The 23,016-nt window shown below is 58.0% G+C and carries 20 protein-coding genes; 5 read left to right on the plus strand and 15 right to left on the minus strand.

Annotated features, from left to right (window positions below):
• The 7 genes from KVT38_RS29040 to KVT38_RS29070 all read right to left on the minus strand — a co-directional run.
• Positions 1-1,004, minus strand: a 1,004-nt coding sequence (locus KVT38_RS29040; RefSeq protein ID WP_217597248.1) for a HAMP domain-containing protein, incomplete at its 3' end; no start/stop codon positions are given.
• Positions 1,005-1,038: 34 nt separating this feature from the next.
• The gene (locus KVT38_RS29045; RefSeq protein WP_217597249.1) at positions 1,039-2,691 is read right to left on the minus strand and encodes an ATP-binding protein; all 1,653 of its coding nucleotides are present in this window, start codon (positions 2,689-2,691) and stop codon (positions 1,039-1,041) included.
• A 458-nt stretch (positions 2,692-3,149) separates the two neighbouring features.
• Positions 3,150-5,120, minus strand: a complete 1,971-nt coding sequence (locus KVT38_RS29050; RefSeq protein WP_254639650.1) for an ATP-dependent DNA helicase — start codon at positions 5,118-5,120, stop codon at positions 3,150-3,152.
• A 184-nt stretch (positions 5,121-5,304) separates the two neighbouring features.
• On the minus strand, positions 5,305-5,838 hold the full coding sequence (locus tag KVT38_RS29055; protein ID WP_217597251.1) for a hypothetical protein: 534 nt from the start codon (positions 5,836-5,838) through the stop codon (positions 5,305-5,307).
• Between the two features lie 15 nt (positions 5,839-5,853).
• On the minus strand, positions 5,854-6,585 hold the full coding sequence (locus tag KVT38_RS29060) for a ZIP family metal transporter (protein ID WP_217597252.1): 732 nt from the start codon (positions 6,583-6,585) through the stop codon (positions 5,854-5,856).
• Between the two features lie 157 nt (positions 6,586-6,742).
• Positions 6,743-7,294 (minus strand): hypothetical protein, encoded by a 552-nt coding sequence (locus tag KVT38_RS29065; protein WP_217597253.1) that lies wholly within the window; start codon positions 7,292-7,294, stop codon positions 6,743-6,745.
• Positions 7,295-7,388: 94 nt separating this feature from the next.
• A complete protein-coding gene (locus KVT38_RS29070) occupies positions 7,389-8,714 on the minus strand; it encodes a hemolysin family protein (RefSeq protein ID WP_217597254.1) in 1,326 nt (441 codons plus the stop codon).
• 338 nt (positions 8,715-9,052) lie between these two features.
• Here KVT38_RS29070 and KVT38_RS29075 point away from each other — a divergent pair, with 338 nt between their 5' ends.
• Both KVT38_RS29075 and KVT38_RS29080 read left to right on the plus strand, forming a co-directional pair.
• Positions 9,053-10,417 (plus strand): hypothetical protein, encoded by a 1,365-nt coding sequence (locus KVT38_RS29075; protein ID WP_217597255.1) that lies wholly within the window; start codon positions 9,053-9,055, stop codon positions 10,415-10,417.
• Positions 10,418-10,575: 158 nt separating this feature from the next.
• Positions 10,576-12,591: a Na+/H+ antiporter gene (locus tag KVT38_RS29080; RefSeq protein ID WP_217597256.1), complete on the plus strand. Its 2,016-nt coding sequence runs from the start codon at positions 10,576-10,578 to the stop codon at positions 12,589-12,591.
• Between the two features lie 37 nt (positions 12,592-12,628).
• On the opposite strand, the gene KVT38_RS29085 is transcribed toward KVT38_RS29080, so the two are convergent.
• From KVT38_RS29085 to KVT38_RS29105, 5 genes are all read right to left on the minus strand, one after another.
• Positions 12,629-13,864, minus strand: coding sequence for a D-alanyl-D-alanine carboxypeptidase family protein (locus KVT38_RS29085; protein ID WP_217597257.1), 1,236 nt, complete (start codon positions 13,862-13,864; stop codon positions 12,629-12,631).
• A 30-nt stretch (positions 13,865-13,894) separates the two neighbouring features.
• Positions 13,895-14,062 carry a hypothetical protein gene (locus KVT38_RS29090; protein ID WP_217597258.1) on the minus strand — a complete coding sequence of 56 codons (168 nt, stop codon included), beginning with the start codon at positions 14,060-14,062 and terminating at the stop codon, positions 13,895-13,897.
• Positions 14,063-14,161: 99 nt separating this feature from the next.
• Positions 14,162-14,812 carry a hypothetical protein gene (locus KVT38_RS29095; protein ID WP_254639651.1) on the minus strand — a complete coding sequence of 217 codons (651 nt, stop codon included), beginning with the start codon at positions 14,810-14,812 and terminating at the stop codon, positions 14,162-14,164.
• A gap of 67 nt (positions 14,813-14,879) precedes the next feature.
• The gene (locus tag KVT38_RS29100; RefSeq protein ID WP_217597260.1) at positions 14,880-15,842 is read right to left on the minus strand and encodes a TIGR03943 family putative permease subunit; all 963 of its coding nucleotides are present in this window, start codon (positions 15,840-15,842) and stop codon (positions 14,880-14,882) included.
• Entirely contained in the window at positions 15,839-16,765 is a 927-nt protein-coding gene (locus KVT38_RS29105; RefSeq protein WP_217597261.1) for a permease, read from the minus strand. The genes KVT38_RS29100 and KVT38_RS29105 overlap by 4 nt, the downstream gene beginning before the upstream one ends.
• A 195-nt stretch (positions 16,766-16,960) precedes the next feature.
• Here KVT38_RS29105 and KVT38_RS29110 point away from each other — a divergent pair, with 195 nt between their 5' ends.
• Positions 16,961-17,875, plus strand: a complete 915-nt coding sequence (locus tag KVT38_RS29110) for a DMT family transporter (RefSeq protein WP_254639652.1) — start codon at positions 16,961-16,963, stop codon at positions 17,873-17,875.
• Between the two features lie 526 nt (positions 17,876-18,401).
• On the plus strand, positions 18,402-18,575 hold the full coding sequence (locus KVT38_RS29115; RefSeq protein ID WP_217597262.1) for a hypothetical protein: 174 nt from the start codon (positions 18,402-18,404) through the stop codon (positions 18,573-18,575).
• Positions 18,576-18,657: 82 nt separating this feature from the next.
• Here KVT38_RS29115 and KVT38_RS29120 read toward each other — a convergent pair whose 3' ends face one another.
• Both KVT38_RS29120 and KVT38_RS29125 read right to left on the minus strand, forming a co-directional pair.
• Positions 18,658-19,452, minus strand: a complete 795-nt coding sequence (locus tag KVT38_RS29120) for a sugar phosphate isomerase/epimerase family protein (RefSeq protein WP_217597263.1) — start codon at positions 19,450-19,452, stop codon at positions 18,658-18,660.
• A gap of 27 nt (positions 19,453-19,479) precedes the next feature.
• Positions 19,480-20,472, minus strand: coding sequence for a phytanoyl-CoA dioxygenase family protein (locus KVT38_RS29125; protein WP_217597264.1), 993 nt, complete (start codon positions 20,470-20,472; stop codon positions 19,480-19,482).
• Between the two features lie 187 nt (positions 20,473-20,659).
• Here KVT38_RS29125 and KVT38_RS29130 point away from each other — a divergent pair, with 187 nt between their 5' ends.
• A complete protein-coding gene (locus KVT38_RS29130) occupies positions 20,660-21,481 on the plus strand; it encodes an AraC family transcriptional regulator (protein WP_217597265.1) in 822 nt (273 codons plus the stop codon).
• Here KVT38_RS29130 and KVT38_RS29135 read toward each other — a convergent pair.
• Positions 21,478-22,959 carry a DHA2 family efflux MFS transporter permease subunit gene (locus KVT38_RS29135; RefSeq protein WP_217597266.1) on the minus strand — a complete coding sequence of 494 codons (1,482 nt, stop codon included), beginning with the start codon at positions 22,957-22,959 and terminating at the stop codon, positions 21,478-21,480. The two genes, KVT38_RS29130 and KVT38_RS29135, sit on opposite strands and share 4 nt — an antisense overlap.
• Positions 22,960-23,016: the final 57 nt, after the last annotated feature.

The following is a 23,016-nucleotide window of genomic DNA, read 5'->3' on the forward strand; positions in this document are numbered from 1 at the left end:
ATCGTATTGATCGTGACCTTCAGCTCCAGAATCTCGCCTTGCACGTCCATCGTGATCTGCTTGGACAAGTCGCCGTTCGCGACGGCGGTCGTCACGACGGCGATGTTGCGCACCTGATTCGTCAAATTCGAAGCCATGTAGTTAACGCTCTCGGTCAAGTCGCGCCAGGTGCCGGATACGCCCTTGACGTCGGCTTGCCCGCCGAGCTTGCCTTCGGTGCCGACCTCGCGCGCCACGCGCGTGACCTCGGACGAAAACATCGACAGCTGATCGACCATCGTGTTGATCGTGTTTTTCAGCTCGAGAATCTCGCCCTTCGCGTTAACCGTGATCTGCTTGGACAGATCGCCTTTGGCGACGGCGGTCGTCACGGCCGCGATGTTGCGCACCTGGTCGGTCAGATTGCTCGCCATGTTGTTGACGCTCTCGGTCAAGTCCTTCCACGTGCCGGATACGCCCTTTACGTCGGCTTGCCCGCCGAGCTTGCCCTCGGTGCCGACCTCGCGCGCCACGCGCGTGACCTCGGACGAGAACATCGACAGCTGATCGACCATCGTATTGATATTGGCAGCAGTTCGCTGAAATTCTCCCGTCAGCGGCCTCCCTTCCAATTCGAGTTCGACCTTTTGCGACAGGTCCCCCTGCGCGACCGCGTTGATGACGCGAACCATCGCGCTGGTCGGCTGCGTAAGATCGTCTATCAGTCCGTTCAGCGATTCGACGGTCTGATCCCATGCTCCCCCCTTGTGCTGCAGCGCGAATCTCCGCGACAGATTGCCCTCCTTCCCGACGACGCGCGCGAGCTGCTGAATCTCGTGAACCATGGACTCCTGGATATCCATAATCTCGTTGAACGTATCCGCGACCTTGCCGGCTACGCCCGTATAGTGGTAAGGCATGCGATAGGCGAAGTTGCCTTTTTTCAAAGCCATCAGCGCGTTCAGCAATTCTCCGCTGTCCGCCAGGTTCTCCTCCGACAGCCGATCCATATCCTTATCCGTCATGTCTCCTCATCCCCCATGAAGCTTAAATATTATTCTAATGTGAAAGGTGGCCGATCAAGTATTCGAGTCGCTCAAGGGAAATCGGTTTTTGTATAAAGTCGCGTATATCGGCGGTTGCTTCCGCATTGCCGGCGCGGGCCAGCGCCTCTTCGTGTCTGGCGCATAAGGCGACGATGTAGGGCGGTTCTCTCGGGACGCGTTTCGTTCTTATTTTCCGGTCCGCGGTTACCGGCGCTGCCGCCGTTGCAAGCAGCTCTTCGTCGGCGAATACGACGTCGAATCCGCCGACGAGCAGCGCCTCGCGCAGCGCATCCGTATCTGTCGCGACCGCCGCGTCGATGCCGAGCATGTCCAGCATATGGACGAGCAAAGAGCGGTAGATCGAACAAGTCTCGCCGACGAGCACGCGCAAGCCCTCGGGAATGCCACGGGCATCATCAAGCTGCCGTTCGGGCAGGACGGCCAAAGCTTCGGGCCGAATCGGCTCCGAGACGCCGCCGGGTACCCTGCCGGCCTTCACCGTGAACACGAACATCGCGCCGGGCTCCCGCGTGTCCTCGATGCGGATATCCCCGCCCATCAGCTCGACGAGCGATTTGCTGATCGACAGTCCGAGGCCGGTGCCGTCGAACTTGCGGTTCATCGACGTATCGAGCTGGGCGAACGGATGGAACAGCTGGCCGATCTTGTCCGCGGGAATGCCGATGCCGGTATCGAGCACGGTGAATTCGACGATCAAGCTGCCGTCTTCCTCCGACAATTGCTTAACGAATATGTAGACGCCGCCTCGCTTGGTGAACTTCACGGCGTGTCCCACGATGTTGATGAGCACCTGGCGCAGCCTGTTCTTGTCCCCGGTCAACATCGTCGGCAGTTCGGGATCCAGCACGACGATCAGCTCCAGATGCCTCTCCCGCGAAGCTGCCGTGAACAGATCGATCGTCTCCAGCAGACACGTTCTGAGATCGTAGGGCTCTTCCTCCAGCTCCATTTTGCCTGACTCGATCTTCGAAAAGTCGAGAATATGATTGATTACCGATAACAGCACATTGCCGCTCGTATGTATGATCCCGACCATGCTCGCGTATTCCTCCGGCAAATCCGAGGATAGCAGTAAGTCCGACATGCCGATGATACCGTTCAGCGGCGTCCGGATCTCATGGCTCATGACCGCTAAAAATTCCGATTTGACGCGAAGCGCGATTTCGGCCGTTTCCTTGGCCTGCACGAGCGCCTGGTTCGTCCGCTCGAGCTGCCTCGTTTGCTGCTGAAGCAGCTCGCTCTGTCTTTGCAATGCTTTTGTCGTTTCGTACATGCTCACATAGCCTGCGATCTTCGATCTGAAAATATGGGGCGCCAGCGGTCTTGTCAAATAATCGATGGCTCCACCGGCGTGGCCGTCAAAATCGTATTGCTCTTCATGCGCGTCCTGCGAGACGAAAATGATCGGCACGACGCGCGATTTCTCTCGGGCTCTGATCATCGCCGCCGTCTCCAGTCCGTCCATGTCGGGCATATGTATATCCATGACGATGACGGCAAACTCTTTTTCCAGCAGACAGCGCAGCGCCTCGATTCCCGAATAGGCCCTCACGCAAACGTAAGGCTCTCCGGCTAAAATCGCTTCGATGGCCATCAGGTTTTCCGGACGATCGTCGACTAGCAAGATATGGGCGGCGTCTTCCATTCCGCTCCTCCTTGAATTTCGATGGTTTGTCGATTCCAAAACCTTATGTCAGATTCATCGCACACCTGTCACGCTTATATACCCACGCGACTTCTGTCTGAAACGCTCGACGGCTGGCTTTTTATACAATGTTTTTGAGGCTGCGTATGCACGTGTGCGGGTAAATCGAGATGCTTATAGTTTACATAACTTATTTAACGTCGCCTTATATAATTCAAACGGACACTGGAGCCCTTATTATGGCTCAAATCGCCATTCGCAGCCCGCTCGCGGACCCGAATGCCGCTATTCGGTCATTGCCGGTCTTTTTTAGCGTCGATCCGGGTTCATAACGTCCCCTGGGTCCGATACCACCCTCCGCTCGCTTCCCCTCCGTTCGTCGACTTAAGGCAAACAAAAAGCAGCCCCGTTAAAGGCCGCTTTCGCTTGGTTTATATTGTCCGGCGTGCCGAACGCGTTTATTCGAACGAGAGCGCCACGCGTTCAGGAAGCGCCGCTCGAAGCCTTGATGCGAGCGCATCGTCGCCTTCGAGCGAAGCCTCCAGTACGACGATCTCTCCGCTGTCCTCGCGCGTGCGGATCAGGCGCCCGATGCCTTGCCTGAATCTCAGCAGCATGTACGGCAAGTCCACTTCCAGGTACGAATCGTCCGCCTCCCGGCGCTTGGCGTCGAACACCGGATCGTTCGGCGGATACGGCAGCGCCCACATGACGACGGCCGACAGCGACGGTCCGGGAACGTCAAGTCCTTCCCAAAGCGTGACCGCGCACAAGACGCTGCTCAGATCCCGTTGAAACTCCGAAATCAGCACCGTGATCTCCCGATCCCCTTCGAACAGGAAGCGGCGATCCGGCTTGTCTCCCGTCCGCTCGTAGACCGCTTTAAACGCCGCCAACGCTTCCCTCGACGGAAACAGCATCAACGCGCCGCCCGCCGACCTGCGGATTGCGGCCAGCGCCGCTTCCGCCTTCCATGCCGTCAAAGATTGAACGTCCTTTATAATAGAAGCGGGACGCGCCCGCGGGACCGCGACTTGCATCCGTTCCGGATAGTCGTACGGCGAAGGAACGCTGAACGACAAGTAATTCGGCACGCCCAGACTGTGCGCAAGGTAGTCGAACGTGCCGTCGGACGAGAGCGTCGCCGAAGAAAATACGATCGGCATCGGCTTCGCAAATACCCGCTCTCCGAGCACTTCGCGCACCGTTCGCGGCATAATGACGAGCGTCAGGCCCGTCAATCCGTCGACCGTCCAGCAGATCGGCGGCTTCGGCCCCGCGAAGAGACCGAGCGCGGTCCGCATCATCTCCAGATGCTCCTCGACAATCCGCAGCTGATAGCCGTCCAGGTTGAACAGCTCGCTTTCGAATACGAGATTTTCCTCGATCCGCTCCAGGACGGCGTCGAGCTCCGCGACCGATCTGAGCAGCGCCGCATCTGTCTTGATCTCCATCCGGTCGGAGCCCGCGACCTTCACGCTGCGCGCCGCCAGCGCCTCGAACAGAAGCTCGCTCCGCTCGATAGCGAGGTCAATTTGCACGGCCAACGATTCGCGAATATCGTTTTTAAGCACACGCGTGACGAGCTCCTCGAAGGCGGCATGCTTCAGCCTGTAGGTGAGCGCCTTCTGCGCGGCGGACTCGAGCAGGTGGCCTTCGTCGAAGACGACCGAGCTGTGCTCGGGCAACAGCGGCAGTTGACCCTCCCGCTTGCGGCTCTCGTACGTCCATACGTGTTCCATATAAAAATCGTGCGAGCAAATGACGATGTCCGCCGCCTTGCGGTAATGCTCTCTCGACAGCGTCATCCCGCAGCGGTGACGCTTGTCGCAGACGAAGCAGTCGCGGAAGCTGTCCCAGCCGATGCGCCCCCACTGGACGTCGTCCAGATCCGGATATTCCTTGCGGTCGCCGTACGCATGGAACGACTGCAGCGCTTCGGCCTTGCCTACAAATGGCGGCAAGCTCTCGTAGATATCCTTGTATAGCTCGGTATCCGCATAGCCGAGCCGCGCGTCGTCCAGCTTTTGCAGGCAAAGGTACCGGTCCTGCGACTTGCCCAGCCTGGCGTCTACCGTCAGATCGAGATGCTTCGCCAGCTTGGCGAGGTCGCCTTCGGGCTTGGCCAGCTGCTCGATCAGCGACTCGTCCGCGCAGGCGACAACCGCTGGTTTTCCCGTATAGCGCGCATAACAGATGGCGTACAGCAAGTAGACGAGTGTTTTGCCCGTGCCGACGCCCGCCTCGGCAAAAATCGTTTTTTTGTCCGCGTAGGCCCGCTCCACCTGGTAAGCCATAAAAATTTGTTCGTCCCGAACCTCGAATCCCGCTTCGGGCAAAATATCGTAAAATACGTCCGCGACCCATTCCCCGACTTGCTCGACGAAAGGTTTGCCGCTCACGACCTCGAATGGATAACGCTTGCTCAAGCTTTGTGGCCTCCAACCTTGTCTCATATAGGGCTGACGAAAATGCCGAAGCACTCATTATACCACAATCGCAGCTTCGATTGACCGAACGCTCGCGCAGCGAAAACAACCGAAACGCGAGGCGCGCTCCGGCCGGGGAATCTGCGATATTCGTCTGCTTCGTCAGGTCGTTCATTGCGTTCATTCAAATCGCGATAATGCGCTTCATGCGAGTCTTGTCGTAATCCTGCGGATTGATCCCGATCGCAACGCCGTCTGCCGGCGCAACGTTGACAAGCTCGAGCGATCCCGCATCCGTCCGCACACAAATGCCGACGATCCCTCGGTCGTCTCCGCTTTTTTCCAGAAAGTCGGCGCCGAGGATGAACCGGCCGACGTAGGGCGCGAGCTCGCTCCGGTCCGTCCGCCATTCGTAAGCCGGACGGCGCACGCCGCCGCGATCCTGCCCGCCTCCGGCAAGCGAAGGGTTCATTTGAATCCGGTCGATCGACAACCGGAGCAGCCGGCCGCTTGCGAAGCCGATCTCAAGCCTTGTATCCTCCAGCTCGAACACGACCGGCGACGACGCGCACCAACGCTCGGCCTCAATGTCCCATGCCGAATATACGTTGCAAATGCGAGCGCCCCGCAGCCTTTCCAAGTCGATCCCCGCGCCCGCAAGCAGCGACTGCGCGTCGCCGTAAGCCGGCGGATCGTAGCCCGGCCATTCGAAGGCCATCCGTCTCCCTCCATTCTAACCGAACCAATGCGCAATATAGATCATGACGATCAGGCCGATAATAAACGAATAGGTTGAAGGACGCTCGTAGCCGTGCCCGTGGCTTTCCGGGATGAGCTCTTTGTAAGCGATGAACAACATGGCGCCGGCTGCGAAAGCGAGGCCGATGCCGATCAACGAATCGACGTAGCTGGCCGTGAAGTAGCCGATGACCGCCGAGACGACCTCCATCAAGCCCGTGAGCGTGACGAGTCCCAGCAGCTTGAGCTTGCCGACGTTGGATCTGAGCAAAAAAACAGCCAGCACGAGTCCCTCCGGCATATTTTGCGCGCCGATCGCGACCGCCACCATCGTGCCGAGTCCCTCGCTGGCGCTGGCGTAGCTGAAGCCCGTACTCAGCCCTTCCGGTATATTGTGGATAAAGAGCGCTACCAATACTAACAAGGCTTTGTTGTCGAACCCGCGCACGCGTGCGCCGTTCTCGACGTCCACGTGCGGAATGTTTTTTTCGATCAGGTCGAGCGAGACGATGCCGATAAGCAATCCCAGTGTCAGCAAGGCAAGTCCCGATTCATTCAGCGACTGCGGGATCAACCCGAACATGGACGCCGATACCATGATGCCGGCCGTAAAAGCGACCAGCATGTCTTTCCACTTTTCCGACAGCTTCCTGATGAACAGGATCGGGACGGCGCCGAGCACCGTCGCCATCGCGGAAATGAAGCTGCCGAGCAGTGCCGTTTCCAAGCGTCAGTTCTCCTTTCACAAGCGAACAGATAACCTCGCGTCTTCCTTATCGTATGCGGTTGACATTAACAATAAACGATGTGCGCCCTTCATTCAAACCTATATATGCAAAAAAAGAACGGAGCGCCCGGCCCCGTCCTCCGTATTTCGCTTGCGTCTACGGCTGCCGCACCTCGTTCAGGCCGCTTGTGACTTTCCACACTTTGCCCTCTTTCTCCCCATGTTCGGCTGCGATCGTAAAATAGGCAGTCGTGCTGCCGTTGCTGCGAAGCCAAAATACGATCGCCTTCCCGGCCTTCTCGTTCCAGAGAATCGCCGGATAAGCGTCACCTTTTTGCAAGCCTTTTTTACGCACGTCGCTCATCATCGCATCGTTAAAAGAGAAAGCTTCCTCCATCGGCATTTGATTTGTGATTCCAATGGCAGTGTCTCCGCTGCTGACTAATTTCCAATCTTCTTTAGCGTCGATCACCTTATTTTGCAAGAGCAAGTCTTGCGCAATTGACCAGTTGTTTTTTATTTTTAACACGACTTCCGGTGGCATACCATCGAACAAAGGAGATGCATATTGAATATGCGCAGTTCCGTTTGCGATTTGTTCGAGCGGCGTGACGATTCGCGATGCGCTCGTTTCCCGATCGAATAGGAGAAAAAGGGCGCCGCATAGGCATCCGAAGATCGCGGAGACGATTAGCGATTTATTTTTCATGATTTCCCTCCTTTCTTTCCATTTTCCACATTTAAAAATAAATTACAACAAAAAAACTGCCCCGAAAAGGGGCAGTTCGTCAATGTCCGTCCACTTAACCTTCGACCAACGTCAATCTCGCCTGGCCTTCCTGCTTCCGCGCGATCTCAAGCTTGCGGATCCGGTTGCGGTCCTTGTCGCGGATAATAAACGCCAGGTTTTCCTCCTCGTAAATCCAGGGCACGTTCTTCGGCAGATCCGGCTGCATCGCGAACAGCCAGCCGCCGATCGTGTTGACCTCGTCGCTCGGCAGCTGCACCTCGAACAGGCGGCCGACTTCGTCGACGAGCGTCTTGCCGTCCACGAGGTACTTATCCTCGCCGATCTCCTCGATCGGCTGAATCTCGTCCTCGTCGAATTCGTCGCGAATCTCGCCGACGATCTCCTCGAGAATGTCCTCGATCGTCACGAGGCCGGCCGTACCGCCGTATTCGTCATGAAGGAGCGCGATATGCTTGCGTTCGGCCTGCATGCGGATGAGCAGATCCTTAACCGGCATCGCGTCCGGCACGGACAGCACCGGCTGCAGCAGGGCGCCGAAGTCGAAGTTCGGATTGTTGTCGTAATTCAGGAAAAACTGCTTCGTGTTGACGAAGCCGATAATGTCGTCCTTGCTTTCGCCGGCGACCATGAAGCGCGTGTACTGCTCGCGCTTGATCGTCGCGAGATTTTCCTCGAGCGACTTGCCCCGGTACAAGCAGACCATGTCGGTGCGCGGAATCATAATATCGCGCGCCAGCAGTCTGTCGAACTGGAATATACGGTTCACATAACCGAACTCTTCCTCGTTGATCTTGCCGCTCTCGTAGCTCTCCGACAAAATGAGCCGGATCTCCTCCTCGGAGTGAGCTTCTTCATGCTCGCTGGCCGGCTTCATGCCGAACATGCGGATGAGGCCGTTGGCGGAGCCGTTAAGCGCCCATATAAACGGGTACATGATCTTGTAAAACCAGACGATAATCGGCGCGACGAGCAGAGAGATCGCCTCGGCCTTCTGAATAGCGAGCGTCTTCGGCGCCAGCTCGCCGAGCACGACATGTAAATACGTAATAAGCGAAAATGCGATGACGAACGATAACACATGTCCAACGCTCTCACTAACATGAAGCGCATGGAACAGCGGCTCGAGCAATTTCTCGACGGTCGGTTCTCCCAGCCAGCCGAGACCGAGCGCGGTGATCGTAATCCCAAGCTGGCACGCCGACAGGTAACCGTCGAGATTGGCGATGACCCGCTGGACGGCGACGGCGTTTTTCCTTTTTTCCATCACCAGCTGGTCGACACGGCTGGACCGGATACGAATAATCGCGAATTCGGTAGCGACGAAGAAGGCAGTTAGCAGAATGAGCAACGCAACCCAAACCAGATTCAGTCCTAGCATTCGCAGTCACCCCCTTCGATCGACGTCAAGGCGATGGCTGCTGAGCGATTGACTAACGGTTGCAAGCTGCGTAAATCAGATTCTGTGTCCACGTACGATTGTCTCCTCCTGCTCCAAATGGATTGTCCTAAATTGATCTAATTCATTCATACGCAAACAGGGACAGTTTAGATTCAAAAAAATCCGATTTTTATCCCATACCCGTTCCTCTAAAACTTAAAACAAGGAAAAAATCGCCGGATATTCCATTGACAACGAAGGAATGCCTTGCTAATATGTAAAACAAATTATTCCTACATATATGATCAGATTAATGTCGAGAAGGAGACTACATACTTATGAAAACACGATCGATCGATTCTCGCAAGCTGCTCATTTCCGCGCTCGTCGCCGCAACTCTCGCCGGCGCCTCGCATGCATATGCCGCGGCGCCCGCCGCAGCGAAGGTTCAGTCGCACGAAGTGCAAGCGTCCGAATACGCTGCCTTTTTGAAGGATAAATACGAGATCGCCCTAACGGCCGGCTTGACGAAAGGCGAGTTCTTATCCGCGCTTGCCGAAGCGCTGAACGTACAACCCGCCGAAAAGCCGCATGCCTTCACCGACCTCACGACCTCCGATCCACTTTATACGGACGCTGCCGCCCTTTACGCCCTTGGCGTCATTACGACCGACGCCGTAGGCGCCGGCCAGCGTCTGTCCGCCGTCAACGCGGTGCAGATCGCGGTCAAAGCGGCCGGGCTCAAGGAACTGGCATATACGTATCCCGCCTCCAAGACAGCTGCCGCGCTGGCCAAGGTGAAGCTGAAGCCCGAATGGCTCGGTACGACGGCTGCGCAAGAGGTGGCCGCCGCGGTCGACACCGGCCTCCTTCCCTCTTCCTATTATGGCGAGATCAAGCTGAAGAGCGGCGCTTCCGCCGCGCTGGCCGAGGTGCTCATCGGCCAGACGCTCAGCGTGCAAGGGCTGTACAAGCATTTCCTCGGCTATGCCTCCGACGCCGATATTTACGCCAAGCTGCAGGACGCGTTCGCGCAGTCCGATATTATCCAGTCGCCTGAGCTGCAGGCGGTCGTGGACGCCGCACTGGAGCGCAATATCGTGACCGGCTACAATCTGAAGGACAGCCGGTACGAAGCGAACTTTGTCGATAGCTTGTCGCTCGTATACGGACACTCCGACCTGAAGCATGCCCTACAGCTGATCGGCCTGCTGCGCAGCGAAGGCATTGACGCCAAGGTGCAGTTCGAGCCCAAGACGTCCGCCTTCATTTACCTGAAGGAATGGGGCGAGCCCGGCGTATCCGACCTGTATACGGTCAAGCAGATCGCCAACGGCAACTACATCGAATACGCCAAGGAATACGATCTGGCGTTCGAATTCGCGAACGCGGCGGACAAGCAGCGGTTCGACGGCATTGTGGCGGCCTACGCCAAGAAAAACGAGGACGACCAGCAAGGCTTGCTGTACGGCTCGTGGTGGCAGCCGCTTTATTATTCGCTGACGGAGCTGCCGGGCTTCAAAAAAATTACGAACAACAAAATCGAGCACGGCCACTACTATGCGCAATCGTTCTCGCTTCAAAGCAGCTCGCAAGCGGTAGCCGCCGGCTTCCGGGAGATCGATCCGAGCGTGTCCGTCAACAGCTACGACTTCTGGACGGACGTCCCGTTCTTCAATTATTTGAACGGCGAATCCAAGTGACGCATTTATGTAGCAGCATGATACAGCTTTGCGATTTGAAGGGCCGCCCCGAGCGGTCCTTTTTTTTCGTGCATGAAATTGATCCGATTTTCCGTTTGCGGGTAGTATATGTAGGAAATCCTTTTTTACTCGATATCGCGCGCGCGGAGGTTGACGGCATGGAAGTGTTCGAAATTATTTTGTTTATGCTCGCGATTATCGCCTTGTCCAACATTGTCAACCGGCTCCTGCCCGCCGTCCCCCTGCCGCTCGTCCAGATCGCGCTGGGCATGGCGCTCGCGCTGCTGCCGCTCGGACACCATTTCAAATTGAACCCGGAGCTGTTTTTCGTGCTGTTCATCGCACCGCTTCTGTTCAATGACGGCCAGCGAACGCCGCGGGACGAATTGTGGGCGCTGCGCGTACCGATTCTGCTCATGGCTCTCGGCCTCGTATTCGCCACGACCTTGTGCGTCGGCTACATCATTCATGCGATGATCCCTTCGATCCCGCTGCCGGCCGCCTTCGGCCTTGCCGCGATTTTGTCGCCGACGGACGCTGTCGCGGTGACGTCGATGGCCGGGCGCGTATCGCTGCCCAAGCGGATCATGCGGCTGCTCGAAGGCGAAGCGCTCATGAACGACGCTTCCGGCCTCGTCGCGTTCAAGTTCGCGATCGCCGCGGCCGTCACCGGTTCTTTCTCGCTCATCAACGCCACCGGCAGCTTCCTCCTGATCTCGCTCGGCGGCCTGCTGTGCGGCACGATTCTGGCGGCGCTGCTCATCCGGCTGCGCCTGTTCTTAAGGCGCTGGGGCATGGAAGACGTCACCGTACATATGCTTATCCTAATTCTGACGCCCTTCCTCATCTTCCTTGCCGCGGAGGAGCTCGGCTTGTCCGGCATTCTGGCCGTTGTTGCCGGCGGCGTCGTGCATGCCGTCGAGAAGGACCGCATGGAATCCCGCATGGTCAAGCTGCAGATCGTATCCAAGAGCACCTGGTCCGTCATTTTATACGTATTGAACGGGCTCGTCTTTTTGCTGCTTGGCCTGCAGGTGCCCGACGTCGTCAACGTCATCTTTTTTGAAAATCCGATCAACAACGGCATTGTAATCGGCTATATCGCCGTCATATTCGTATCGCTGATCGTCATTCGCTTTTTGTGGGTGTACCTGTTCTGGGAAAACCGCTTCTCGCGAAAAAACGGCCGATCCATGCGCGAAGGCCTCGGTATGTCGATGCTGACGTCGCTGTCCGGCGTGAGAGGCGCGGTCACCCTCGCAGGCGCCTTCTCGATCCCGCTCGTGCTGAACAACGGCGATCCGTTCCCGGAACGCGATCTCATTTTATTTCTCGCCGCCGGCGTCATTCTGATCAGCCTCATCGTTGCGAGCATCTGCCTGCCGCTATTAACGCGCAATGCGAACGAAGGGCCGACTGACGAGGAGGAAAAGCTCAACGCGGCGCGCATCGCCACGATCAAGGCTGCGCTGCGGTTCCTCGCCGAATCGATGGACGAGGACAACCGGCATGCGACCCATGCCGTCATCGCCCAATACGAAGCCAGAATGCGGCGCCTCTCTCTGCATGAAGAAGAACAATCGGAAGGCATCGAGCTCGCCGTCGCCGAGAACCAGGCCCGCTTGATCGGGCTTCAGGCGGAACGCAAAGAAATCGCGCGGCTGTTCAAGGCCGGCGAAATTCCCGATTATGTGGCGAACCGGTTCAACGATTCGTTCGCGGCGCTCGAGGAGGCGCTCTCCCGGCGGTCCAGAATGCGCATTCTGCTGCTGACGCGAGGGCTCAGAAAGCTGGCGGCGGCCATTATCAAACCGAAGGAAGTGGAGCCGCGGCTGGACAAGAGCATCATTCGCAAAACGAAGCTGAAAACGTGCCATGCCGCCATCGGCGCGATTCGCGCGCAAATGACGAAGGAAAATCGCAAAGCGTCGCTGAACGTCATCGGCCAATACCGGGAGATCATTCGCGCGATATCGCGCAAAAATGAGGATCCCGAAGACGAGCTGCTCCAGCGCAAACTGCGCCAGGAAATCCAGCTGCGGGCTTATCAGGTCGAGCGGGACGAGATTCAAGCAATGTACGAGCGAGGAGAGATCAGACGGGATATGGCCATCGCGCTGCGCAAAACGATCAGCTACGCGGAGGCCAGCGTACTCGAAGGAGAGCTGGCCTAAGCCGGCTCTCCTTGCTCAGGATGATGCTATCGCGATATTAGCGGCGCTTGAAGGGCGCCAGACCGCGCCGCGCGCGGCTGCGAAGCATAGCGGCCGCCCCGGCGACTAGCGCAATGCCGGCGCCAAGCGCATACGCGATCATGGAAGACTTCGGAGGTCCGGAGGTACTGCCGGCTCCGTGAAGTCCCTCCCCTTCTTGCTCACCCGAAAAAGCGGAAATGGCCACTTCTTTTTTGACCGGCGACAGCTCGCCTGCGAAGTAGGTTCCTTGTTCGCTCTCCAAGACGACCTGTCCATTGGCGTCGACCTTCATGGCAGGAGAGCCGCCTTTCGGATAGACGCCCCATATCGCCTTCTCCGCGACCCAGTCGCCAACGCCTCCCGCTTCGTCCTGAAGCTGGTAGCGTTCGCCTTCGGCAAACAGCATGCGAACGCCGAAGTTCGCAAATCCGAAGTCGAGCATCGCGGCCATGTCCGCATAGGCGACGTTTTTGGAGCCCGCCTTGAGTACGACGCCGATCAGCGACATGCCGTCCCGCTCCGCCGAACCGACGAGCGTGTTGCCGGAAGCGATCGTATAGCCGTTTTTGATGCCGGTCGCACCCGGATAGTCGGTCAGCATTTTGTTGTGGTTTTCGAGCGTCGATGTCCATTCCTGTCCCGACCAAGGCAGCTTGCGCGTGGACACGATCCGACGGAACGTCTCGTTGTCCATCGCGTACCGGGCCAGCTTGGCCATATCCGCAGCCGTCGTATATTGATTCGGGTCGGGCAGCCCGGACGGATTAACGAAGTTGGAATCGTAAGCCTTGATCGTATCCCGCATAAACGCGTTCATCCGCTCGGCGAATTTTTCCTTCGAGCCGTCGATCCGCTCGGCGATCGCGGTCGCCGCGTCGTTGCCCGAGTTGAGCATCATGCCGTACAGCAGCTTTTCCATCGTGACCTGCTCGCCTTCAGCCAGATAGACCCGGGTGCCCTCTTCGCCGCGCGCGGTCTTGGAGACGGTTGCGACGTCGCCTGGCGACGACTGCTCCAGGGCGATGATCGCCGTGGCGATCTTCGCGATGCTGGCCGGATACAGCCGCTCGTCGCCGTTTTTGACGTACAGCACGTCCCCCGTATGCTGCTCGATCAGAATCGCAGCCTCGCTCTGCGCCGACGGCGGCGCAGAGCCGTCTGCCGGAGCAGCCAGCGCATGAGCCGCGCCGGTCAATACCATCATCGCCGCGGCGATCAACGCCCGCCCTGTCCGCCTGCCAAGCTGCTTCATTGTGTGTACCTCCGTCGCGCTTCGTCCCTCTTATTTCCTGCGTCTCTTGTAAATCGAAACGACGATCAGCACCGTAACGATGAGTCCGATGCCGAATACGATGGTGGCCGACAACGAAAATCCCGCGGCCCCGGCCTCTCCCGCGCCTTCCTCGACGATCTGCTTTGCGCCCGAAGGCCATTCGATTACGGAATTCAAGCTAAATCTCCCTTCCAATCCGAACGAAATTATCGGCACCCAACAAGAAGGCGCCCTCTTCGCTAATCGAAGGGGGCGCCGGCTTGGCATGCCGCCGAATCAATCGAGCCCGTGCTCTTCGCGGATGCGGTACAAACCTTGAATCAATAAATCTGCGGGATCGCGGTTGAGCAAATAATGCGCCATCAGGAAATGCAGCGGCATCGCGCACACGTTGTTCCCTTCCGTAATCGACGGGAAGCCCGCCTCTACGACCGGTCCATGCTCCTCGTGCAGCTCGAGATCCGCATGCACCGGCTCCGGCGCGAACTCCTCGCGAACCGCCTTGACGCAGTGCGGGACGATGATCTTGTCGATCAGCGCCTTCGCTTCGTCCTCCGACTGGGGCGGCATCGGCAACAGCCTGCCTTCCGGCGACTTCATCAAATCGACGAAAAAGGATGACAGCCACTGCGAAGGATCCTGCTTCGTCTGGAAGCCCGCGATCATCTCGCGCAGAAAAAATCCGCTGACGTAAGGCTTGCCTTCGGGCGACTTCACCATATAAGTAAAGATCGGACCGTAAGCCTCGTGGTTCATGACCTGGCCTTCGACCTGTTCGTCGCCGAATTCCATTTTTAAGGCCGTCATGCCGTTGTAATGGACGGCCGCGATGAGCTCCTGCGCCTTGTCGGCTTCGGTCTTGTCCGCGCCGGCTGCCTGTGCGTCCGGGCTCTGCTGCTCTTCTTTAAGATCGTTGTCGGTTGTCATCTTTTCTTCATCTCCTTGCCTTGCTACCATGATAGCATTCCGCGCCGAGAAGTGAAAGCGCTCTTCGTCAGAAATTCCGATAGACGTACGGATCGTCGGGCTTGTCGATCGGCTCCCAATCCTTGACTTTAAGCACCGGAATCATCTGTTTGAACGGCTGGTAATATTCGCGCGACAGCTTGCCGGTGACGCGAAGCCAGTCGTCGTCGGACAGCTTTGTGCCGGCCGGCATCTGAACGAGCATGCCGAATACGCCGGAATCGGCTACGCAATGAATAAAGCCGAAGCGAAAGACGAAGTAGGACGTTGCCCCCACTTCTTCCCCCTTGTAGGCGAACCCGTCGAACGTAATCGTCTTGTCCGCGAACTCGTCGGGGTAATTGTACAGCACTTCCATGCCTTTCAAATAGTTCGCGTCGTTCAATTCGACAGAGGGCAGGTCCGCAAAGTCGGCCATGTCCTTCTGCTTAACCTTGTCGTAATTGTCGGCGCTGTAAAAAACGCTCGTGTCCGGACGCAAAAACTGATGATAGCCCGCGTCCTTGCGGCGCTGATCGAGCTCGGGAAAGGAAAATCCCTTCGCCTTGACAAAGCTGGAATCGAGCGTAGCGACCGGCAGGAAAATGCCGGTGAAAATCGGCACGGCGAGCACGATATAGGTGAAGCCGCGCCGCCACTTCGTTCGGCCGATATGCGAATGCTTCGAGTGTCCGTCATGCTCATGATCGTGGTCGTGATCGTGGCTATGATCATGGTTATGGTTATGGTTATGGTCATGTGCGTGATTATGCGCATAATGGCCATCAAGATCCGCACCTTCCGCCCTCGCCGCTTGCGCCGCAGCCTCTTCGGACTTTTTTTCCGCGCGGTACACCTTGACGAATTGATACAGGCACAGCAGCGCCAGCAGCACGATCGCGCTTACGGACAGATAGGCGTACCGCATATTAATGTACTTGTCGAGATCGCCGGTCCTGTGAAGCAGCAAAAACATGAACGCCAGGCCGAACAAAATCGCGAATCGGATCATCCGAACAACCTCCCTACGATCAGAGAACCGGCTACCGTAAATATCGCCACCAGCGCGATCAGCGCGACGACGAACCGCGTGCGGAAGGCGCTGAGCAGCATCAGCGTGTTTTTAATGTCGATCATCGGACCGAACACCATGAAGGCGGACAGCGAGCCGACCGTAAAGCTGCTGCGGAACGAAGACGCTATGAACGCGTCCGCCTCCGAGCAGACCGACATGACGAACGCGAGCACGATCATGACGAGCGACGCCTTGAGCGGATCGCTGCCCAGCTCGAGCAGGTACGAGGTAGGGATGTACGTCTGCATCGCCGCGGCCAAAAATGCGCCGATGACCAAATACTTGCCGACGTCGAAAAATTCGTCGATGCCGTGCGATACGACCGAGGACAGCCTCGCGCGGACCGATGGCTTGACGGCCGTCGCAATCGAAGGATCGAGCGCGGCCGCGATCGGCACGGCGACTGCTTCGGCCGTGGTCGGCGACTGCCTGAGCTGCGAGCCGCGGAATATCAGCGCGACGGCCAGCGATACGCAAAAGGCGACCGCGATCGCGAGTCCCGCGCGGATGCCGACCATGCGCCAATCGTTGCCGAAGGCGATGAAGGTTGCGAACAGGACGATCGGGTTGACGATCGGCCCCGAGAGCATGAAGGCGACGCCGGCGTTCAGCGGCATGCCCTTCAGGACGAGCCTGCGGGTGATCGGGACGATGCCGCATTCGCAGGAAGGGAACAGCAGGCCGATGCCGCAGCCGAAGCAGGTTCGGAGCAGCACATTGCGCGGCATGATTCTGGCTATCCACGCTTCCGTCACGAACGTCTGGATGACGCCTGACACGAGCACGCCGATCAGCACGAACGGGATCGCCTCCATAATCATGCTGATGAAGATCGTATTCAATTGCATAAAAGAGGTCATATAAGAATCACTTCCAACAAAAAAGTATGAAGCCACCCCTTTATTATGGATATTGTACGAAAAATAGCAAACGTTCCGTCGACTGCCCACATCTTGCGCGGCAGAGCCACTGGGTTCATCTGCCTGTTGCCATTGCGCCTATTCGCCTTTAAAATATGTAATTTATGCGTGTCTCTCGAAAGGAACGTGCCCTCTTTGAACCCGATCTCTCCAAAACCGCCGGTCACACCCGCCATTCCGCTGCTCATCGGCATGGTCGCCATCTCGTTCGCGCCGATTCTCGTGCGTTATTCCGATGCCCCCGTATCGGTGCAGGGCATGTGGCGCATGTTGTTCACGCTTGTCCTCATGCTGCCGTTCACGGGGGGCAAGCAGCTTCGCGCCCTTCGAGCGATCAAATCCGCCGACTGGTGGCTGCTCCTGGCCGCCGGCTTTTTTCTTGCGCTGCACTTCTTGCTCTGGATGGCGTCACTCAGCTATACGTCGATCGCCAGCTCCACGCTCATCCTTTCGCTCGAGCCCGTGTTCGTCATGATCGGCGCCTACTTCCTGTTCAAGGACCGACTCTCGCGAAAAGCGCTCGCCGGGCTCTCCGTCGCCCTGGTCGGAATCGCGATCGTCGGGGCCGGCGATTCGGGCTTGGCCGGGGATGCGCTGAAGGGCGATCTGCTGTCCTTCCTCGGTACAATCGCCGTCGCTATCAATATGCTGCTCGCCAAACGAATCTTGGAGCGCGTGCCGTCCTTCCTGTACAGTCTGGTCGTATTCGCGGTGACGGCGCTCTGCTTCTGGCTGTACAACGTCGTGACAGGCGCGGACATGACCGGCTACCCGCCGCGCGAATGGCTCGTTTTCGCGGGTCTTGCGATTGTGCCTACCGTTTTCGGCCACTTGATCTTTAACTGGCTTCTCCGCTACGTCAAACCGGCGACGATCTCCATGAGCGTGCTGGCCGAGCCGGTGGGCGCGAGCATATTGGGATTAATCCTGTTCGGGGAAGCGCTCGGCGCCTGGCAGCTGATCGGCGGCGCGTTCGTCATCGCGGGCCTGACACTGTATATGCGCTCGGAAGCAGAAGCATACGATCGGCCGGCCGAGCATGCCGCCTGATCCTTAAAAACCTCTCATCTTAAAGGAGTTATAGGAGCCTGAGGGGAATAACCCTACTATTACGGCAAGCATTCAAGGGCTATCGCGCAAAAGAGCAGGATTTTGACAATAGCTTTGCAAAGAAAATGACATCCCAACCCCTATACAAAAAGGAAGCTTTCTCCGCGACTTCGCAAGCTGTTGCTCGCTATGTGGCGTACCGACAATACGGTACTGCTTTAAAGTAACTTTTAGCTCTTACAGCACCGATTAAACCGTGCCTCAAGGCTTTAGAGTAACTTTTTGCCTTTATACCACCCGTTAAATCGTATCGCGAGCCATTGGATTTAAGTATTTGACCTTCATTCCGCGTTTTCCGCAGGTGACGTTTTGGACCTGGATGTAGAGGTTTTGGAGACACTGATGGCCCAATCGGGGTATACGTATTTTTCGACCGCGGAGCCTTTTTGCCTCGCCCCCCGGGACTCTCGCTGAAAAAGACGAGTTACCGGGCACGTTTGCGCGATAGATCTAAGGGAGGCAACTTATGAAAAAGACGCTCATATGGTCCCTCGCCGGCGGGATAGCAATTGCCATCATTAGTACGCTGATCTTTTATTTCACTTACGACAAAATAAACGGCTCGGGCATCGTTGGCGGGATCACTTTTTTTGTATGGTTTTTCACCGTTTCAACCCTTCGTCAAAAAAACAACCGTTAATATAAAAGAAACAGAGGACCACTGGTCCTCTGTCCGACCGCCAAGTCTGACTTGACGTCCGAGGTCCGCCCGATGGCGGCCTTTATTGTGAAAAACGCTCGCGGACGCAATCGGTCATCCACTGGTTCACTTCCCATAGATCGGCGACGGGCGCGTTCGTGAACGGCAGCGTGTGCATGTAGCCCGGCGGGCCGAACTCCGCCGTAAACGTCGCTTGCCCCGTCCCGTTTCGACGCTTCTCGTCCAGTATGCGCCCCCACCAGCCCAGATAGAGCTCAAGCTCCGTCCGGTATTCCGGCGCCGCCGGATGCGGCACCTGCGGACCTTCCGGGTAGCCGATCCGGCCATGAATATGAACGGCGCGCTCGATCGCGAGCGTCAAGTGCTCCTCCTGGTCTCCGAGATGCGACTCGCAAACGTTCATCCAATGGCTGAAGTCGGCCGTGATGCGCAGCTCCGGAAACTTGCGCAGCAGCCTCGCCGTCGTCCACGGCGTGAACATCGCTCGCTGCCGATGCGTCTCGTGTCCGACCGGAACGCCAAGCCGCGCCTCCGTCTCAAGCGCGGCTTCGAAGAAGCGGTCCTGCTCCGCCTCCGTCATGCTGTCGCGCGCGCTGTGCGAGACGATCAGCGCCGGCTTGAAGCCCGCTGCGTATGCCGCTTGCTTGGCGAAGCTGTCCGCGTGATCCCCGGCGGTAAAAATTTGCGCGATGTAGGCCAATCCGTTCTTTTCCAGCAGCGCGGCGAACGCCTCCGCTTGCTCGGGCTCCGGCGCAGGCGCCTCGATCCCGTCGTATCCCGCTTCGGCTGCCCGGCGCACCTGTTCGGCCAGACTGCCTTCCAGCCCCCACAACGATTTGAAGCATTGAATTCGCATCCCGATCCGTCCTCTCCTGGTCGATTGCTATTTTTCTTTGCGTTCTCCTACCGGCATCATCATGCCGTTCGGCATGCCCATCATGCGCACGCCGGCGCCTTCCTCTCCCTTTTCCGCCAAATAGACCTCCGTGCCGAACGACGGCGACGCATGCGGCAGATGCGTGGCGCCGCGCGCGAGAATTTGCTTCGCATTGCCCGAGTCTCCCTCGAACCCGTCGTGATCCCAAGGCACCAATGACCTTGCGTTGCAATAATGGCATACGTAGGCTCGACGGAACCGATCCGCCGACCGGTTCGGATACGACCGGTGGAACAAATGCGAATCGAAAAACAGCACGTCGCCCGGCTCGAGCACAACCGGGGTCGGCGGCGGATATTGGGACACGACGCGCGACAACGTGTTCACGTCGTCGTCCAGATGGCTGACGTTACGCACCGCATGCAGATCTTCAAAAGCATCGACCGCGTGCACGTTTCCGCCGCCTACCTCTTCCGGCGGATAAACGGGCTCATGATTCGAACCGGGAACGACCCACAGGCAGCCGTTTTCCTCGTCCGCCCGCTCGAGCGCGATCCACGCGCCGATCAGCGTGTCCGGGTGCGTCTTGATGTAGCAAGCGTCCTGGTGCCAGCCCTGTCCGCCTTTGCCGGGCGGATTGAGAAACATCATCGATTGCAGCGCGTACACGTCTGGCCCGATCAGCGCCTCGACGACGTCCAGCACGTGCGCGTTCAGGAGACCCCGCTCGGCGGCGGCATCGATCCGCGAGAGCATGTGCACGCGCGTCGCTTGGGCAAATTCTTCTTTCAACGGATCCCGGCTGTTTTCCTGCACGGCGATTTGCCTTTTGTTTTCCAGCCGCGTTCGCTCGGCCAGATCGAACAATTCCCCGACGATTTCCTCTGATAGGAGACCCCGTACGATCAAATAGCCGTTGCGATGATAATGCTTGTATTCCTCTACGGTCACCAATCGACGATCATGCGGTTTGGATTTAGGCGTATAGTAGACAGGCATGCCGGACACGCTCCCTTAACCGGTTGGAATACAACCAATGTAAAGGTTTTCTTCGCGCTTTGCGATGCACCAGATTAGCAATTTTGTATCTCGGAATGACAATCACGAAGATATGAGGCAGTATGATGTATCTCATATTGATTCGTTGCGCGAATCTGTTTATGATCGGCATGGAGGTGATCGACCGATGTCCGCCATGCCCGATTTTTCGTTCGACCGATTGACCTATGCCGTCGCCGGCTCGATCGTCTACCCGCCCGGCAGCAGGTTCGGTCCGCGCATTCAGCAGGACATTCAGCTGGTCATGCTGTACACCGGCGAGATGACCGTCACGTTGTCGGGTCGTCCGCTGCGCGTTACGCCGGGCCATGTCGTTTTGCTCAAGCCGGGCGTGGAGGAGACGTTCTTTTTTTCAAAAAGCGAAGACAGCTGGCACCGCTGGATCGCCGTTCATTTCGAGGAGCTGCCCGAGACGGTCGTCGAAACGCTGAACGAGCTTCCGGAGTGCCTGCCGTTATCTGAAGAGATGAACCTTCTCGTGGATCTTATGATTCATCTCAATCGTCAAAGCGCTCCGACGGATGCCGACGTTCGGAGCCTCGGTCTGGCCGCCCTTCATCTTTATCCGCGGGATTCCGAAAAATCGCTGCTCAAGCGCGAAAAGCACCCGGCCGTCTACGCGGCGCTCGCCGCGATCCGCGAAAATTATGCCGGGGAACTGTCGCTCGCCCAACTCGCGAATGCGGCCGGCGCTTCGCCCGAGCATCTCGTCCGCTTGTTCAGGAAGCATGAGCACACGTCGCCGATTCACTATCTGTGGCAATACCGCGTGAACCGCGCCGTCGAATTGCTCACCCATACGGGGCTCACCGTCTCGGAGATCGCGGTGCGATGCGGCTTCAAAACTTCACATCATCTGGCCCGACTCGTCAAGGTGACGACGGGACGAACCGCCACGGACATCCGGCGAACTTCCTGGAGCGGCGCGGGCGGCGTGTCGCCGACTTAGTGGCCGGCCATCATGGCCGGGTCCGGTTTATCCCCGCCTGCGGCGCCCTCCTCCTGCCGCTTCGGCTTGCGCAGCAGCAGCGTCAGCGCGACGCCAGCCGCGACGATGCAGGCGGACAAGAAAAAGGTGTCGCCGTAACCCGCGACGACGGCGCTGAGCGGATTCGCTGCAGCGCCCGCGTCGGCGGTATGCGCCGCGATCTGCGACGTCAAATATCCCGTCAGTCCGGCGACCGCGAACGAGACGACGACTTGCTGGGCGGCGGTCGTCAGCGGCGTGACGCGGCCTACCAGATGCCGCGGTGCGGAATTGAGCACATGCGTGTTCAGCGGCATCATGGAGAAGCCCATGCCCAGCCCGATGAAGCATACACACAAAATAATCTTCCATAGCGGCGTATCTAACGATATGCCGGACAACGCGAACAGCGAGACGGATATGACGGTCAATCCGGCAAAGGCGAGCGGACGCGCGCCGATCTTGTCGAACAGACGGCCGCTGATCGGCATGCCGATGCCCGCGCACAGTGCCTGCGGCATCAGGATCCAGCCCGTCTCGAGCGCAGAATAGTGCATGACGCCTTGCAAGTACAGCGGCACAATCAGCATAGCGCCGAACAGCGCGAGCTGAACGATCCACGCCAGGACGATGCTCCGCGTAAAATCGGACGATTTGAACACCTTGAGCTCGAGCAGCGGCTGCTTCTGCCTCAGCTCTACGAAAATAAAGGCGATCAGCGCGACGCCGCCGACGGTCAGGCCCGTGATCGTAGATGTCTGCGACCAGCCGCTCCCTCCTTCGCTGACCCCGTAAGCGAGCATGGCAAAAGCGACCGGCGCCAGGCACATGCCGACGACATCCAGATGCGGCGCCGCATGGTGGTCGGACCTCGGCAAATATTTGGAGGCGAGCGCCAGGGCGACGATGCCGATCGGCAGGTTGATAATAAAAATCCAGTGCCAGCTGACCGAATCGACCAGCCAGCCCGACAGCACGGGACCGAATGCCGGCGCCACCAGCATCGGGATGCCCAGCATGCCCATGATCGAGCCGCGGCGTTCCGGAGGCGCGATTCTGAATACCATCGCCATCCCGATCGGGGCGACCATGCCGCCGCCCAACCCCTGGACGATGCGGAACACGATGAGCTGCTCCGGCGTTTGCGCGATGCCGCACAGCAGCGAGCCGACGGTAAAGAGGGCGATCGTCGTCATAAAAATTTGCTTGGAGCCGAATTTATCGGTCATCCAGCCTGCAAGCGGGATAACGGCGGACAAAGCGAGCGTATAGCCGGTGACGGTCCACTGGATCGTCTTCAGGTCGGTGTCGAAATATTCGACGAGCCTCGGGATGGCGTTGTTGACCACGGTGCTGTCTAAAATAACCATGATCATACCGACGATGATCGCAAGCAGCGGCGGCAAAATCGCCTTTAGCGAGAAAGGCTGCTCTTCGTTCGCGATCGGGTTTTGTTTCATTGACGCTGACATCGTTTCCTGCTTTCTGCTCCTTGAGCGGGTATTTGGTGTTCATGG

Origin of the sequence: Cohnella sp. GbtcB17, from assembly GCF_019091135.1 — a bacterium.
Taxonomy (GTDB): Bacteria; Bacillota; Bacilli; order Paenibacillales; family Paenibacillaceae; genus Cohnella.

Excerpts from the sequence above, each read along its gene's own strand:
- KVT38_RS29045 (WP_217597249.1), bottom strand. The coding sequence starts at position 2,691 with ATGGAAGACGCCGCCCATATCTTGCTAGTCGACGATCGTCCGGAAAAC.
- KVT38_RS29055 (WP_217597251.1), bottom strand. The coding sequence starts at position 5,838 with ATGGCCTTCGAATGGCCGGGCTACGATCCGCCGGCTTACGGCGACGCG.
- KVT38_RS29065 (WP_217597253.1), bottom strand. The coding sequence starts at position 7,294 with ATGAAAAATAAATCGCTAATCGTCTCCGCGATCTTCGGATGCCTATGC.
- KVT38_RS29070 (WP_217597254.1), bottom strand. The coding sequence starts at position 8,714 with ATGCTAGGACTGAATCTGGTTTGGGTTGCGTTGCTCATTCTGCTAACT.
- KVT38_RS29075 (WP_217597255.1), top strand. The coding sequence starts at position 9,053 with ATGAAAACACGATCGATCGATTCTCGCAAGCTGCTCATTTCCGCGCTC.
- KVT38_RS29080 (WP_217597256.1), top strand. The coding sequence starts at position 10,576 with ATGGAAGTGTTCGAAATTATTTTGTTTATGCTCGCGATTATCGCCTTG.
- KVT38_RS29085 (WP_217597257.1), bottom strand. The coding sequence starts at position 13,864 with ATGAAGCAGCTTGGCAGGCGGACAGGGCGGGCGTTGATCGCCGCGGCG.
- KVT38_RS29095 (WP_254639651.1), bottom strand. The coding sequence starts at position 14,812 with ATGACAACCGACAACGATCTTAAAGAAGAGCAGCAGAGCCCGGACGCA.
- KVT38_RS29100 (WP_217597260.1), bottom strand. The coding sequence starts at position 15,842 with ATGATCCGATTCGCGATTTTGTTCGGCCTGGCGTTCATGTTTTTGCTG.
- KVT38_RS29105 (WP_217597261.1), bottom strand. The coding sequence starts at position 16,765 with ATGACCTCTTTTATGCAATTGAATACGATCTTCATCAGCATGATTATG.
- KVT38_RS29115 (WP_217597262.1), top strand. The coding sequence starts at position 18,402 with ATGAAAAAGACGCTCATATGGTCCCTCGCCGGCGGGATAGCAATTGCC.
- KVT38_RS29120 (WP_217597263.1), bottom strand. The coding sequence starts at position 19,452 with ATGCGAATTCAATGCTTCAAATCGTTGTGGGGGCTGGAAGGCAGTCTG.
- KVT38_RS29125 (WP_217597264.1), bottom strand. The coding sequence starts at position 20,472 with ATGCCTGTCTACTATACGCCTAAATCCAAACCGCATGATCGTCGATTG.
- KVT38_RS29130 (WP_217597265.1), top strand. The coding sequence starts at position 20,660 with ATGTCCGCCATGCCCGATTTTTCGTTCGACCGATTGACCTATGCCGTC.
- KVT38_RS29135 (WP_217597266.1), bottom strand. The coding sequence starts at position 22,959 with ATGAAACAAAACCCGATCGCGAACGAAGAGCAGCCTTTCTCGCTAAAG.